Annotated in this window: 13 protein-coding genes; 2 read left to right on the top strand and 11 right to left on the bottom strand. The window is 51.8% G+C overall.

Annotation, left to right across the window (positions count from 1 at the left end):
* Window positions 1-3: 3 nt before the first annotated feature.
* The 3 genes from JNE38_RS30000 to JNE38_RS30010 form a co-directional block, all read right to left on the bottom strand.
* Window positions 4-777 carry an ABC transporter ATP-binding protein gene (locus JNE38_RS30000; protein ID WP_203354661.1) on the bottom strand — a complete coding sequence of 258 codons (774 nt, stop codon included), beginning with the start codon at window positions 775-777 and terminating at the stop codon, window positions 4-6.
* Between the two features lie 5 nt (window positions 778-782).
* Window positions 783-1,841, bottom strand: coding sequence for an ABC transporter substrate-binding protein (locus JNE38_RS30005; RefSeq protein ID WP_203354662.1), 1,059 nt, complete (start codon window positions 1,839-1,841; stop codon window positions 783-785).
* An 82-nt stretch (window positions 1,842-1,923) separates the two neighbouring features.
* Window positions 1,924-2,472 (bottom strand): DinB family protein, encoded by a 549-nt coding sequence (locus tag JNE38_RS30010; protein WP_238933514.1) that lies wholly within the window; start codon window positions 2,470-2,472, stop codon window positions 1,924-1,926.
* Between the two features lie 130 nt (window positions 2,473-2,602).
* On the opposite strand from JNE38_RS30010, the gene JNE38_RS30015 reads away from it, so the two are divergent.
* Window positions 2,603-2,917: a hypothetical protein gene (locus tag JNE38_RS30015; protein ID WP_203354663.1), complete on the top strand. Its 315-nt coding sequence runs from the start codon at window positions 2,603-2,605 to the stop codon at window positions 2,915-2,917.
* 70 nt (window positions 2,918-2,987) lie between these two features.
* Here JNE38_RS30015 and JNE38_RS30020 read toward each other — a convergent pair whose 3' ends face one another.
* The 8 genes from JNE38_RS30020 to JNE38_RS30055 all read right to left on the bottom strand — a co-directional run bounded on the left by JNE38_RS30020 (window position 2,988) and on the right by JNE38_RS30055 (window position 12,288).
* Complete coding sequence (locus JNE38_RS30020) at window positions 2,988-3,575, bottom strand: TetR/AcrR family transcriptional regulator (RefSeq protein WP_238933515.1); 588 nt, start codon at window positions 3,573-3,575, stop codon at window positions 2,988-2,990.
* A 174-nt stretch (window positions 3,576-3,749) separates the two neighbouring features.
* Complete coding sequence (locus tag JNE38_RS30025; RefSeq protein ID WP_203354664.1) at window positions 3,750-5,003, bottom strand: cyanophycinase; 1,254 nt, start codon at window positions 5,001-5,003, stop codon at window positions 3,750-3,752.
* Window positions 5,004-5,031: 28 nt separating this feature from the next.
* A complete protein-coding gene (locus tag JNE38_RS30030) occupies window positions 5,032-6,069 on the bottom strand; it encodes an asparaginase (RefSeq protein ID WP_203354665.1) in 1,038 nt (345 codons plus the stop codon).
* A gap of 14 nt (window positions 6,070-6,083) precedes the next feature.
* Complete coding sequence (locus tag JNE38_RS30035; protein WP_203354666.1) at window positions 6,084-7,052, bottom strand: ABC transporter ATP-binding protein; 969 nt, start codon at window positions 7,050-7,052, stop codon at window positions 6,084-6,086.
* Between the two features lie 12 nt (window positions 7,053-7,064).
* Window positions 7,065-8,036, bottom strand: coding sequence for an ABC transporter ATP-binding protein (locus JNE38_RS30040; protein ID WP_238933516.1), 972 nt, complete (start codon window positions 8,034-8,036; stop codon window positions 7,065-7,067).
* Between the two features lie 13 nt (window positions 8,037-8,049).
* A complete protein-coding gene (locus tag JNE38_RS30045) occupies window positions 8,050-9,624 on the bottom strand; it encodes an ABC transporter permease subunit (protein ID WP_238933517.1) in 1,575 nt (524 codons plus the stop codon).
* Window positions 9,625-9,635: 11 nt separating this feature from the next.
* A complete protein-coding gene (nikB, locus tag JNE38_RS30050) occupies window positions 9,636-10,559 on the bottom strand; it encodes a nickel ABC transporter permease (RefSeq protein WP_203354667.1) in 924 nt (307 codons plus the stop codon).
* Between the two features lie 85 nt (window positions 10,560-10,644).
* Window positions 10,645-12,288, bottom strand: a complete 1,644-nt coding sequence (locus JNE38_RS30055; RefSeq protein WP_203354668.1) for a glutathione ABC transporter substrate-binding protein — start codon at window positions 12,286-12,288, stop codon at window positions 10,645-10,647.
* Window positions 12,289-12,516: 228 nt separating this feature from the next.
* Here JNE38_RS30055 and JNE38_RS30060 point away from each other — a divergent pair, with 228 nt between their 5' ends.
* A complete protein-coding gene (locus JNE38_RS30060) occupies window positions 12,517-14,592 on the top strand; it encodes a sigma-54 interaction domain-containing protein (RefSeq protein WP_203354669.1) in 2,076 nt (691 codons plus the stop codon).
* The last annotated feature ends 25 nt before the right edge of the window (window positions 14,593-14,617 follow it).

A 14,617-nucleotide genomic window follows, 5' to 3' on the forward strand; every position in this document is an offset into this window, starting at 1 on the left:
TTGTTACCCCTCCCTCGATGCTTCTTGGGCATCGTGGCGAATGAGCTGCCAGATCTCGTCGGCATACTTTTCAAATTGCGCTCGGTACTGCTCTTGATCACGGCCGATTTTCGGCAAATCAATCTGAATGATGCTCTTGATCTGGCCCGGATGTCTCGACAGGACAATGACCCGATCCGCCAAATACACGGCTTCCTGAATGTTATGCGTCACATAGAGTGTGCTGAGCTTCGTGCGATTCCAGATGGTCAAGAGCTCTTCCTGCATGATGGTGCGTGTCTGTGCATCCAACGCGGAAAAAGGCTCGTCCATCAGCAGCAGGTCAGGCTCGATCGCCAGCGCGCGTGCAATCCCTGCGCGCTGTCTCATCCCGCCGGACAGCTGCTTCGGATAGGCATTCTCAAAGCCGCTGAGGCCCACCATCTCGATGTAATGCTTCCCTTTTTCCTGCTGCTCCTGCTTGCTGGCTCCGCTCTCCTCCAGCCCGAAGATCACATTTTCATAAACGCTCCGCCAAGGGAACAGCGCGATTTCCTGAAATACGATCCCCAAGCTGGGTTTCTTGCCATTCGTTCCTTCGAAGTACACTGTTCCCCTCGTTGGGGACATCAGTCCACCCACGATGTTCAACAGGGTGGACTTGCCGCAGCCGCTTGGTCCTACCAGAACGACGAACTCTTCCTTTTCAATGGAAAAGTTGATGTTGGTAAGGGCAGTCACTTCTCTTTTCTTCGAGTCTACAAACGTTTTGTCGACGTTTTCAACAACGATTCTCATTGCGGTCACTTCCCTAATTTCTGCACAGCTTCATCAAGCAATTGAGTGTTCACGATCTCGGTCGTGTCGATCGCTTTGTCGATCAGTTTTTCTTTGGCATACCAATCTACCTGTGTCTTGATGTCAGACTCCAGCAGTTTTCCGTCACGGTCAATGTACGGCAGACCTTTTTTGATCATATCCGGCTCTTGATCGGTGTATTTCGCGATAATGCCGACGACTTCATCGTAGTTGGCACCTGGTACGATTTTTCCATCCTTTTGGGTCAATACAGCGTCGTAGTAGTAACGAGTCGCTTTGGCATACGCTTTGAGGAAGCGTTCAGCGGCATCCTTGTTTTCAGCCAGCTTTGGAGAGAAGAAAATGCCCGAAGTCTGGTAGTCCATCTCGTCGCCTACTTGCGCGATGACTTTTCCATAGCCCTCTTTCACGACGGTAGAGATGTTCGGCTCGTTCAGCAGGATCGCGTCCACCTGCTTGCTTTTCAGTGCTTCCATCAGGCCTTTGATGCTGTTCAGCGGGACCAGCTGTACGTCGCTCAGAGCCAGGCCGTGTTTTTCCAGCAGTCTGCCGGCCATGTAATGGTACGTGGAGCCAGTTTGGGTAATCCCGATCTTTTTGCCCTTTAGCTCTTCAATGCTTTTAAGGGGTGAATCGCTTGGGAACAACAAAGCGGAGGAGGAGTAACCCTTTTGCTCTCTTCCTTTATCTGCAACGATGAGCAGCTTTTGGCCGCCGGCAACCATGTTATACAAGCTAGCGGTAATCCCTGTCGCACCTACATCCACGCTGCCTGCCGCAGTCGCTACCGCGATCGGCTGAGCTGCTTCGAACCATTTGGCTTGAGCATCGATGTTTTCTTCTTTAAAAAAGCCCTTTTCAATCCCGATGAACAAAGGTGCCGAACTGGTCAGTTTCAACATCCCAATGTCTACTTTCACTGCTTCAGAAGCTTGTCCAGCCTGTGGACTCGCCGCCTGATCCCCTTCTGACTTGCCACAGCCCACGAGTGCCAGGGACAGTGCCAGTGCTGCGCTTAGCAAAATACTTGCTGACTTCTTCACGTTTCTTTCCCTCCAGGTAGTAATAGTTTTCCTATCTAATTTTAATTATATTTCGACAAAATAACACAAAAACCTCAATAGATCAATGTTTCCATCTCAATAAACGCTCATCGCCATCCTGTAAAAGTCTGGTCATGTACACGATTTGACCTGTGTGGTAGGAGTAATGAGAGGTTGTGTGATAAAGGATTTCCAGTATCGTTTTTTGATAGGACTCAATCCCGGCGCCAGGAGGATAGGCAATGGTGACCACCCTGTGGAAATCCTCGTCGGACAGCCTCTCGATGACCTGGCGGGATTGCTCCCGGACCTGGGATAGGCTTGCGTAAAGCTCCTCGTTCGTATGAGTTCCCTCCGCCAAAAACTCGGCCGAGCGCTCGCGGACAAAAGGCTTGCCCCCGATGGCGCTCACCACATTTTGATATTCATTTCCCGCCAGATGCAGGCATAAATTCCCGATGCTGTTCGTACTCTCTCTCCCTTTTTTCCAGGCCAGCTCCTGCGGCAGCCGATCCAGCGCCTTTTTGATCCGATCGAGCTCCGTGTCCAATAGAAGCAAGGTCTGCTTGTAAAACAGATGCAATGCCATCCCTCTTTTCTTGGGTAAGGTAACGTGGAAATTTCTATTCATATTACCATTCCTTCGAAGGAAAAAGGCATGCTGTCGATAGATTTCCCTCACTTTTATTTCATTGACATTGATAATTATTATCAATTATATTGTCCTTAAGAAAAGGAACCGTTGAGAAAGGAACTCTGCCATGCCACAAAGGGAACAGGTTCATCCGTTTTTGCGGGACACGCTCTTGGACATCAAACAATCCGGCAAGCGCTCCTATTCACCTGACAGTCCCTGTAGAGACGACATTTTACATAGCCATACCCTTTTGTACTGCACAAAAGGAAATGGAGAACTCATCATCGATGCCTCCTCCTCGAAAATGGGGCGCAAAACGCTGCTGCTCATTCCCCCTCAAATGAACATTGCCATCCACCCCTCGCCCCAGCAGGGGCTGGATTACTCGGCAATCGGGAACAAAATGGCCATGGATGAAGCAGAGAATTTCTTTAAATAAACGGTGGGAATCAAACAAAGCCTTGTACTGGGTACAAGGCTTTTTCTATTGCCATCAGGCAGCTGACGCGTTAGACACTCCTATCCATTTCAGCCCCGTATCCCTCCAGAAGGACCTTGAAGATCATATCGTTCCAATCCTCTTCTGGTACCGTACGGCTTTTTGGAATCTGAATCGCTTGGAACAGCAAGCTGGCGATCAAGCTGCTCGGGATATCTTGGCGAATCGATCCCGCTTCTTTGCAGGAATCGATGACTTCTGTCAAAACGCGTGTCAAGGTATGGTGCTGCTGACGCAAGGTCACCAAGTCCTTTTTTACACTTGGGGAAGACTCGCCGTTCACAAACGGTGCAAACAGCAGGATCTGGTGAAGATGTGCGTATTTCATAAATGAGTCAAAGATGCTTCTCAGCTTTTCCATCGGGGAGGATATGGCGTCCAGTCCTTCATATTCAGCCATGATTGTATCCATCAAATGCACCATGAGCGAGGCGATCAGCTCGTCCTTGTTGGAAAAGTATTCGTAGATGGTGCTGCGACTCACATTGAGCTGATCGGATACGAGCTTGAAGTGAAAGCCTGCATACCCTTTTTCGACCAGGATGTTGCCTGTCACGGTATACAGCTCATTGATGTTCATTTTTTGTTTTGCCATCATCAACGCCCTCTTTACCTGCTTATCAGATGCACCGACCTGACAAGTATCGATTATGAACAGTTTACACTAGAAAACTTGGCAGCGCCAAGTTTTTGGGTGAGCCGTTGCAGCGCGATTCCGCCAGGAGAAAAGCAAAGGAGATTGGAGAACTCCCCAATCCCCTCGCCTGCCTGTTTACTTTTTCCCTCCATTTGTTTCTTTTACCTGCACTTCAATCGGCGTGATTTCCATATCGACATGCAAGATGGAGGAGGCGTACTCGTCCGCATCGTAGTACCCTTTGGTTGCCTTCGTCTTGCTGAACACGACGCTGACTCCCGTTCCCTTGTCCTTTTTCTGCCCCATGGTAAAGGCGAGTCCCCGTGCCTGATCCGCCGTGTTATCCGCCAAATCATCCAATAGGGCGAGCTTAGCGGCATCCAGCCCGAAAATGTTCGTGTTCAGCTGGTTTCCTTCATAGTACTCTTTCCCTTTTGGAATCAACGTTTTCGATGACTCGATGGTAAACTTCTTTGTCACGTAATTATAAACGTCGCCCTTTTCCAGGTACGATACGTCCAGGTTTTGATAGACTCCCTTTTTGCTGAGAGTCGCTTTCGAAGCATCGATCAGAAACATTCCGCTCTCCCCGATCACCTCAATTTCCGGGCCGGTGACTACCATGGCAGAGTTCTCATCAATTCCAAAGCCGTAATCTACCTTTTCCTGCACCAGTGCGACGACTAGGCGACCGATGCGACCGCGCTTGCTGAAATGCTGGTCGACGATTCCTCCATCGAAGAACCCGAGCCCTTTTGTTACCCACAGTCCCGGATTTTGCTCTTCGTACGTCACGCCCAGCTGGAGCGTTTCGAGCGACGTGGCATTTTGAATCATGGTTTTGGACATGATCGCAGCCCCCGCGGAGGTGCCCGCTACCATACCGCCATTTTGGTACACTTCCCATACGGCATCCAACGCTTTGGTGTTGGACCCGTCGGGATTATAAAATGCTTTGGTAATGCGCGCCTGGTCTCCTCCTACGAAGAAGAAGGCCGTGCATTCGGAGATTTGGCTCACGACATCATCATTGTTCACTTTCTCTGCGTAGTTGCCTTCGGTGATCTCGATGATGCGCACCTGATCGGCAGGAACGCCATAGTCTTCGAAATCCTTTTTCATCCCTTTCGACGAGCTCATCGAGGCTGACGCCGTAGGAAAAATGCCAATGACTGCCTTCTTCTTTCCTCCTGCCAGTTCAATCATGCGGTTGTACAGCTCTGCATTATCGGATTCGTTGGCACCGCCGATGATCACCAAGCTACCTTTTGTCGTCTCCGTGTCTGCCTGAGCGTTGGCCTCCGACATCCCCAGTGTCACCGCTAGCAAAGCTGACAGCAGCATCGCCGCTACTTTCGAGAAGCCTTTGTTCCATACGAAGCTCATCATGGATCTTCCTCCCTTTTCCCTCTCTCATTTAGATGCAAACGGAGCTCGTAAACGCTTTCCCTTCTTTCAAAGCAAAAACGGGCTCCACACTTCCCACATGCTCTCCCTTTCTGTTCGTGACTGCAGGCACGTGAAAGTCACGTAGCGCAGCCGCTTCTGCAGGACTCAGCTCCTCTAGCTGCAGCAAAGCCTCCACGGCAGCAGGGTACGCAGACCGCCAGTTGCCATCCGCTACCTTTATGGCGATACCGATCCCTTTCTCCATGAGTCCTAGGCTGTACACCCCCTCTGCCCCACCCTTCGCGATCACTCTGCCCTTGGTGACTTTCATGACCTCCGTGCAGAATTCATTCGTTCCGCTCACCATCTCTGGATACTGCATCATGGCTTGGGTAATGCGCTGGATGGCTTTCTTGAGCGAAGGCGAATGGATGTCAACAGGATGCGCCAGTTTGGCAAATATTTGGGCCAGCTTCGTCAATGGAATCGCAAAATTGGGAACCCCGCATCCATCGATTCCTGTCAGCACTTGACCGTCCCCGATTTCCGCCAGCTCGAGGAGGGTATCCAGCACTTTTCGCTGAACGGGATGCTCCAGCTGATGATAGGTGGCGATGTCGCTTTCCAAATGCATGGCCAGCGCAAGCATGCCCGTATGCTTTCCCGAGCAGTTATTGTGAATTTGACCCGGCTCTACGTGCTTTTTGACCAGCTCTAGATAGTGTTCCTGGCTGTATGGGGGATGCGAGCCGCACTGCAGGTTTTCCTCCTGCAAGCCAATGCGGAACAACATGGAGCGGACTACCTGTGTGTGCTGCTCTTCACCGTTGTGAGAGCCGCAGCAAATGGCAATCTCCTTGTCATTGAACAAAAAGCGGTCCGCCGCCCCTGACTGAACGAGGGGAATCGCTTGAATCGGTTTGAGGGAAGAGCGGGTAAATGTCGTGCGCTCAACATCTCCTACCCCGTACAGCAAATTCCCGCGCCAATCCACGACTGCGATGCTTCCTGTATGTACGCTCTCGATATGACTCCCCCGTTTGACTACGACCAATGTTTCTTCCATGTGAGTTCCTCCCCTCAGGTCAGCAAGTGGCACGCTACCAGATGATCCTCAGCTGCTTGGATGAGGAGCGGCCTCTCCTTTTTACAGATCTCCTTTGCTTTCGGGCATCGGGTGACAAATGCGCAGCCTTGTGGCGGGTTGGCTGGGGAAGGTACTTCTCCCCGCAAGAGAATACGCTCTTTTTTCTTCCGCGGGTCCGCCGCAGGTATGGCCGAAAGCAGAGACTGCGTATAGGGATGCAATGGATTTTCGTAGATTTTTTCAGCTGCACCGATCTCGGCCATTCTCCCTAAATACATGACTCCCAATCGATTGCACAGATGGTGGACGACAGCCAAATCATGGGAAATGAACAAGTACGTGAGCTGGTATTCTTCCTGCAAATCCTGCAGCAAATTCAGAATCTGCGATTGAATCGATACATCCAGCGCAGACACGGGCTCGTCAGCCACGATCAGCTCCGGCTTCAGGATCAAGGCTCGGGCGATGCATATCCGCTGCCGCTGCCCTCCAGAGAATTCGTGAGCGTATCGTTTCAAATACGACTGATTCAAGCCGCAGACATCCATCATTTCCGCAATTTTTTGCTTCCGTTCTTCCGGATTGCCGACCTGATGGGCCTTCAATGGCTCCTCCAGGATTTCCTCAACGGTCAGGCGCGGATTGAGAGAAGCGTACGGGTCCTGAAACACCATTTGCATGTTCTTACGTTTCGCTCTCATCTGCGCTGTGGAAATTGAGGACAAATCTTCTTGGGCAAACAACACCTGTCCCGATGTTGGCCTGATCAGATTCAGGATCGCTCGCCCCGTCGTCGATTTGCCGCAGCCGGATTCCCCCACCAGTCCAAACGTCTCTCCTTTGGCAATGGAAAAGGAAACGTCATCGACTGCGCGGACATACCCTTGTGTTCGCTGAAAGAAGCCCTTTTTCACCGGAAAATGAACGTGCAGCTGCTTTACTTCCAAAAGTGATTCCGTCATGTTCGCCCTCCGTTACTCCGCATACAACCAGCAGCGGCAAGTATGACCTTGCTTGAGCTCGCGCAATTCGGGATGATCCTTTGCACACCGCTCCATCGCACGATCACACCTGTCTAGAAAACGACAGCCTTTGATGACCGACCCGGCAGGCGGGACCTGACCGGCAATGGAGTACAGGCGTCGCTTCTTTTCTTCCAAGCTCGGGATCGACTCCATCAGTCCACGCGTATACGGATGCTTCGGATCGTGAAAAAGCGTATCCACGTCCGCCTCCTCCACAATCTCCCCTGCATACATGACAATCACACGGTCGCACATCTCCGCCACGACTCCCAAATCGTGCGTGATGAACAGGATCGCCGTGTCTGTCTGTTCTTTCAGCTCCCGCATGAGATCGAGAATCTGCGCCTGAATGGTGACATCGAGCGCCGTCGTGGGCTCATCTGCTATCAGCAGCTGGGGCTGACAAGCCAAGCCCATCGCGATCATGACACGCTGCCGCATTCCGCCTGATAATTCATGGGGATAGCTCGTGTAGATCTGCTCGGCGCGCGGAATCCCTACCAGCTTGAGCATTTCGATCGAGCGCGCTTTCGCTTCTTTCTTGGTCAGCTTGGTATGGAGCAGGATCCCCTCATCCAGCTGTCTGCCTATCGTAAAAACCGGCGTGAGCGAGGTCATCGGCTCCTGAAAAATCATGGAGATTTCGTTCCCGCGTATCTCATTCATCTGCTTTTCCTGGAGGGAGAGCAGATCGACTCCTTTGTACAGAATTTCGCCAGCGACGACCTTCCCAGGCGGAGTCGGAACCAATCCCATGATCGACAGTGATGTGACACTCTTCCCGCAGCCCGATTCCCCTACCAGTCCCAAGGTTTCCCCCTTGTTTACATGAAAAGAAATCCCGTGTACGACGGAGTACTCCTTTTCATCGTTGCGAAATTGGATCGTGAGCCCTTTTACCTCCAGCATTGCTTCTTCCACAGCACTCCACCTCCTAGTCCTTCAATTTCGGATCTAATGCGTCGCGCAGCCCGTCTCCCAGCAGGTTGAAGCTGAGAACGGTGATGACGATTGCGAGACCCGGAAAGAAGGTGGGATGCAGCAAGTTGCGGCTGTTGTCCTTTGCTGCACTGAGCATGGCCCCCCACTCGGGAGCCGTGATGTCGCCGCCCAGCCCGAGAAAGCTGAGGGAAGCACCGATCAGGATGGCTGTGCCGATCCGCATCGTCAAATACACCATCACCACGGACATCGTCCCGGGGAATATATGCCTCATGATGATCACCGAATCGCGGACGCCGATCGACCGTGCCGCTTCTACGTAGGTCATTTCTTTTAAAGCCAAGGCGCTTCCCCGTACAATTCGAATGAAAATCGGGATCGTGAATACCGCCACCGCAAAAATGATGTTTGTTATCCCCGGTCCCAATAAGGCAATCACTGCAATGGCTAGCAAAATCCCCGGGAAAGCAAGCAAGACATCCGTGAATCTCGTAATGAGCCCATCCATCCACTTTCCGTAATACCCTGCAATCAGCCCCAGCACCGTACCGATAGCAGCCCCGATCGCCACGGAAACAAATCCGATCAGAAGGGTTTCCCTGGTCCCTACCAGCACGCGCGATAAAATATCCCGATTCTGATGATCCGTCCCAAACCAATGCAGGCTGGAAGGCGGCTGATGCTTGTACCCATTGATCAGGTCCACTTGCAGCTCTCCGGGCTGAAGGCGGACAGGAACAGGCTCAGACATGGGGGCGTTCACACTGACCGGCAAGATCGCAGAAATGCCATCCACAGACACTTTGATTTTGCCGATGCCACCTCCGACAGCCTGGATCGTCCCATCCTGACTGACGTTCAAAATCTCGGGATCTGCAGATTGAAAGGACAGGCCCTTGACCTCCGCAGGCACCGCGGAATTGGCAAACCCGCTGTTGGAAAATCCATCGGTAGACACCGGCTTGGATGCCTCTACGGCTTTGTCTTTATCTGCAAAGGCAACGACTTGATCGATTCCCTTTATTTCACTGCCATCCGTCAAAATCGCGGAGACTTCCGATTTGACGGTCTCGCCCGGTTGCAGTGATTGTTTGGGCACAGTAGCGATCAGCTGGGACAAATACACATCCTTCGTGCTCTGATCGGAGACTGCGACTTTGAAGCGAGAGATCAATTCGCCGCTCGATACGAGTATGGTCGTGGTGCCATCGCCGCCCGCATTGACTAAGATACTCCCGTCTGTTTTCCGCGCGGACGCGATTTGCCGATCCTTGCTCTCGATTGTCACCTGACTGATCTCGCTGCCTGCCCTCTTGCTTCCGTCACTCATCACGAGCTCCAATGGGATACTCGCGCTTGTCATCTGACTGACTTCGATTCCTTTCGCCTGATACTGGTCGGTAACCGGTCGATAGGGATCAAAAGGTGCGAGCCAGGGGGCGAGTATGCCTGCTGCTACGATCACCGCGACCACCCCGAGCGCAAGAGATGCGACTCGCTGCTTGCCAAACTTCTTGAGAAACGCTCGAAAAGGAGAGAGGGATTTGTTCTCTTTGGTCTGCATCATGATTTTCCTCGCTACTCGTAACGTATTTGCGGATTCAACAACCCGTAGCTGATATCGACGATCAGATTGACCACCAGAAATTGAACGGAAAAGAGCAGGATCAGCGCCTGTATGACCGGATAATCCCGCGTCAAAATGGAATCGATCAAGTATGAGCCGAGACCTGGCCAGGAAAAGACTTGCTCGACCACGACTGCCCCGCCGAGCAAAAAGCCGAATTGCAGACCCGTCATCGTCACGACAGGGATCAAAGCGCTGCGCAGCACATGCGTCAGTACAATGGTCCACGCTTTCTGTCCCTTCGCCTTGGCCGTCCGTACAAAATCTTCGCGTAGCACCTCCAAAATGCTGGAGCGTGTAAAGCGCGCAATGATCGCAGCCACCCCTAATCCGAGCGTCAGCGAAGGCAAGATCAAATGACGGAACGATCCGCTTCCGCTCGTCGGAAACCAGCCGAGCTGTACAGCAAAGATCTGCATGAGCATCAACCCAAACCAGAACTCAGGCACGGACAAAGCCGTGATTGCGGACACCATCCCGATCCGGTCCATCCAGGAATTGCGTTTGACAGCAGATAAGATTCCGACAAAAAGGCCGATGACAACAGCCCAAATCATGCTCGCAAACGTCAGCATCAGCGTATAGGAGAAGCGGCGGAAGATTTCGTCTGATACATTTGCTTTGGTGCGATAGGAGGTCCCAAAATCCCCATCGAGAACAACCTGCCCGACATAGCGGAAATACTGCACGTACAGCGGATCGTTAAAGCCCTCTTTTTCCTTAAGCAGCTCATACGTTGCGGCATCCAGTTCATTTCCGTACAAAATCCGGATGGGATCCCCAGGGGTGAGATGTACAAACAAAAACGAAATGATGGAGACGATCACCAGCATCGGCACCATTCCGGCTGTTCGTCTGGCAATGAATGAAAACAAGCTGTTCACCTCTCCATGAAGACATGACACGCACGGCCCTCAGCCTTGTCAGCGAGGACCATGCGTGCAAGACTCCCTTTTAGCCTTATTTTTTCTCCGCGTTGTCGACAATGACGGTGTCACTCGGAAGCACCATGACGTTGGACACGCTGCTCGTCTTGGCCACGATGTTTTCCGGAACATGCAGGAACACCCATGGCGCATCTTCCACGATGATCTTTTGCACTTCGGCATACTTTTTCAGCGATTCCTCTTTGTTTGCTGTCGATATCGCATCATCCAGCAGCTTGTCGACCTGCGGATTGCTATAGAATCCGGAGTTGTTGTTGGCAGGGCCAAAGCTCTTCGTATGGAAGTTCGGACGAATGCCGTAGTCGACTTCTCCTGTACCCGGTGACCAGCGGCCGATCCAGAGATCCGTTCCTTTGTTGTTGTCGAGCATGTCAAACAAGGTCCCGCTTTCAAACGCCTGCACCTTGGCCTTGATGCCCACCTTGCCCAACTGCATCGCCACATTTTCCGCGATCGCAATGAATTCACTGGAATTGCGGGTCCACAGAGTCGCTTCAAAACCGTCTTTGACGCCCGCCTCTGCCAGCATCTTTTTGGCCAGGTCAGGATTGTATTCATACACTTTTTGCTGGGCATAGCCATATGTGTTCGGAGCGATCGGGGAGTCGGCCACCTTGCCGTACCCATCCAGCACACCGGCAATCAGCTCATCCTTGTTGATCGCGTAGTTCATCGCTTGCCGGACTTTTTTGTCCTGATATTTTTTCTCCCGCATGTTGATGCCCACGTAATACACGTTCAGGGACGGACCCGTAAATACATTGAATTTGCTGTCGGAAGCGATCTCCTTGGCATTCAGCGTGGGGAGCTTGGTGACGATATCCGTCTCGCCAGCCTTCAGCATGTTGATGCGCGTAGAGGCCTCGATGACCGGCTTGTAGACGATGCTCTCGGCTTTTGCTTTCAGGTCTTTGTTCCAGTAGTTTTCAAACGGAACGACCTTGACGTATTGATTGTCCTTCCATTCCGCAAATTTGTACGGGCCTGTTCCCACCGGATTGCGGTCGAGATTGAAGTTCGGGTCTGCCTTTTTCTTCTTGATGACCTCCAATGATTTCATCGATGCCGCCGGGTGCGCCAGATAAGAGAGCATGGTTGAGTTCGGGGACGTGGCTACGATCGTGACATGGGTAGGATCTTTCACGACGACTTCTTTGATAAATGAGAAGAAGTTTCTCCGCGCCAGCCCATTTTTCTCATCGAGAACAAAATCAAGATTGGCCTTCACCACGTCAGCATTGAAAGGGGAACCGTCATGGAAGGTCACTCCCTCGCGCAGGGTAAACGTCAGCTCCGTGGCGTTCTCGTTGAATTTGTACTCCGTGGCGAGCAAAGGCACCGGCTCCATCTTGTCGGTGAAGGTCAAAAGCCCCTCGTACATCGTGCTCTGCACCGAAATCGAGTTTCCATCGGTCACATTCTGGGGATCCATGGAAATCGGCTCCGCTTCCATCGCCAACGTGATCGTCTTGGCCTCCGCTTGTTTCTCTGTCTGAGCGGCTGCTGGCGGCGTGCTGCTCGGCGGTGTCGCAGCGGGCGCTCCTGAACCCGTCGCTGCCGTTTCCTTTGGCTTTTCAGCTGGCGCCGAACAAGCTGCCAGCATTCCAGCCAGCAGTATACAGCTCAAGCCGATCTGTAAGCCCCTTCCTTTTTTCATGAAAACATCCCCCTCCTCATTAGAGCTGACATGGAATATGTACCTGTCATCTCCATCCATGAGCACAATCCATGCCAATACCTTACAGATAAGGAAGGACGGCTATTTTATTCTAAATTTTCTATCTTTTCTGTACAAACAGCTCTATAATGGTTAAAAATAACAGGGGATTCACCGACAATAACCACCATTAACACCCAATTACATGGGAGCAGGAGGGTTCTTATTTTGTACGCCAAAGAGCTGATTTTGCTAACAGGAACTACCGAGACGAGAAAGACGCTCGTCAGACAGCTTCAGGAAGTCATCGGGGATTTTGTCCGCATTCATGATTACTCTTTGGAAGAAGGGATTCCTCATGTCTTTTCTAACCAACTGATCATTCTCTCTTCCTCCGCCATTGAAGAGGAGACCGTCCCTTATATCGGTGACGGCAGCAAAGTGGTCGTCGCCAAACGGACTGTCAATTTCGAGCACATCGACAAGCTGCTGTTTCTGGCGGAAAACACCAACGTGCTGTACGTAAATGACGCTCCCGAAACGGTCTACGAATCGATCGAGACCTTGCTGCAGCTCGGGATCAACCACATTCACTACCATCCGTTCTACCCAGGAAAAAAGAATTACGCAGAAGTATCCATCGCGATCACTCCTGGAGAAATCAACCTTGTCCCCCCTTTCATTCAGCAAGTCGTAAATATCGGCCCGCGTCTGATCGACATCACAACGGTCATGACCATTTTGCAGCATCTGAACCTGCTCGAAAAAAAAGGCGATATCGTCTCCGATAAATACATCCGCAAAATCATCGACCTCAGCCAGAAGCTCTCCCAAACGAGCAAGGAATCCGATCGGCTGAACAAACACCTGAAGCAAGTACTCGATGGCGTCAATGACGGGATCCTCGCGGTGAACAGCAAAGGGGTCATCACGGTATTCAATGAGAATCTGCAGCATTTGCTGGGCATGTTCTCGACCAAAACCATCGGGAGGAAACTCCATGATGTCTTTCGCAATCCCGAGCTCGTGGCGTTCATCCTCCACGATTCCTCGGAGGAGTCGGGCTGGTTCTCCGTTCTCCACACAGACGTGATCGTCCATCGCTTTTATCTGGAGACGGAAGGGGCGATCGTCGCTACCTTCAAGAACGCGCACGAAACGATCGAAATGGAAAAAACCATCCGCCGAGAGCTCGTCAAGAAAGGCTATATCGCCAAATACGGCTTTGAAGATATTCGCGGAGTCAGCCCGAGCATTCAAAAGTGCAAGCAAATCGCTGCCAAGATCGCCAAAACCAATCTCACCGTCCTCATTGAAGGAGAGAGCGGAACTGGCAAGGAGCTTTACGCGAGTGCCATCCACAATGAATCGCTGCGTCGCGACGGTCCTTTTTTAGCGGTCAATTTCAGCGCACTGCCTGATGATCTGGTCGAAAGCGAGCTGTTCGGCTACGAAGAAGGGGCTTTTACCGGGGCCAAAAAAGGGGGAAAGGTCGGTCTGTTCGAGCAAGCCAATGGGGGTACGCTTTTCCTCGATGAAATAGGGGATATCAGTCTGAAGCTCCAGGCCAGATTGCTACGAGTCCTGCAGGAAAAGGAAATCATGCGCGTCGGCGGCAACAAGATCATCCCCATTGACGTCCGCGTCATAGCAGCGACGAATAAAAATCTGCTGCAAATGATCGAGCAAGGCACCTATCGGGCGGACCTGTACCACCGACTGAAAATCCTTTACATTCATCTGCCTGAGCTGCGCAACCGCAAAATGGACATCCCCCATCTGGTGAAGCATGTTCTGGAGCAAAGCGGAAGAAGCCATATCCAGATTTCGCCCGAAGTCATGCACCGCCTCGTTCAATACAACTGGTACGGCAATGTGAGAGAGCTCAAAAACACCATTGACTACATGCTTGCCGTCTGTGATGGAACGATCATTACGATAGACGACATGCCGGACGAGAGCTTTTTCCAACGCAGCTCCCACCAGGAAAGCTCGCTTCCTTCCCTCCAATCCCGTTCCATTTCGCCCGATGCCTTATCGCAATTGGATTTACCCAGCGATGCAGACGAATACCTGTTTATCCTGCAGACCATCTACGCCCACAACCAGCAGGGTGAGTCGATCGGCAGAAAAAAAATAGCAGACAAGACGCGCGGTTGGCAAAAGGAAATGACAGAGCAGCAAATGCGCTCCCGTCTCAAGACGCTGGAACAGCGGGAATGGATCGTGACCACGCGAGGCAGATCCGGAATCAAGCTGACCAGCAGCGGATTGGCATATTTACACAAACATCAAACCTACTAGAACACCTTGCAGCGAAAAGAACTTG

Origin of the sequence: Brevibacillus choshinensis, assembly GCF_016811915.1 — a bacterium.
Lineage (GTDB): Bacteria > Bacillota > Bacilli > Brevibacillales > Brevibacillaceae > Brevibacillus > Brevibacillus choshinensis_A.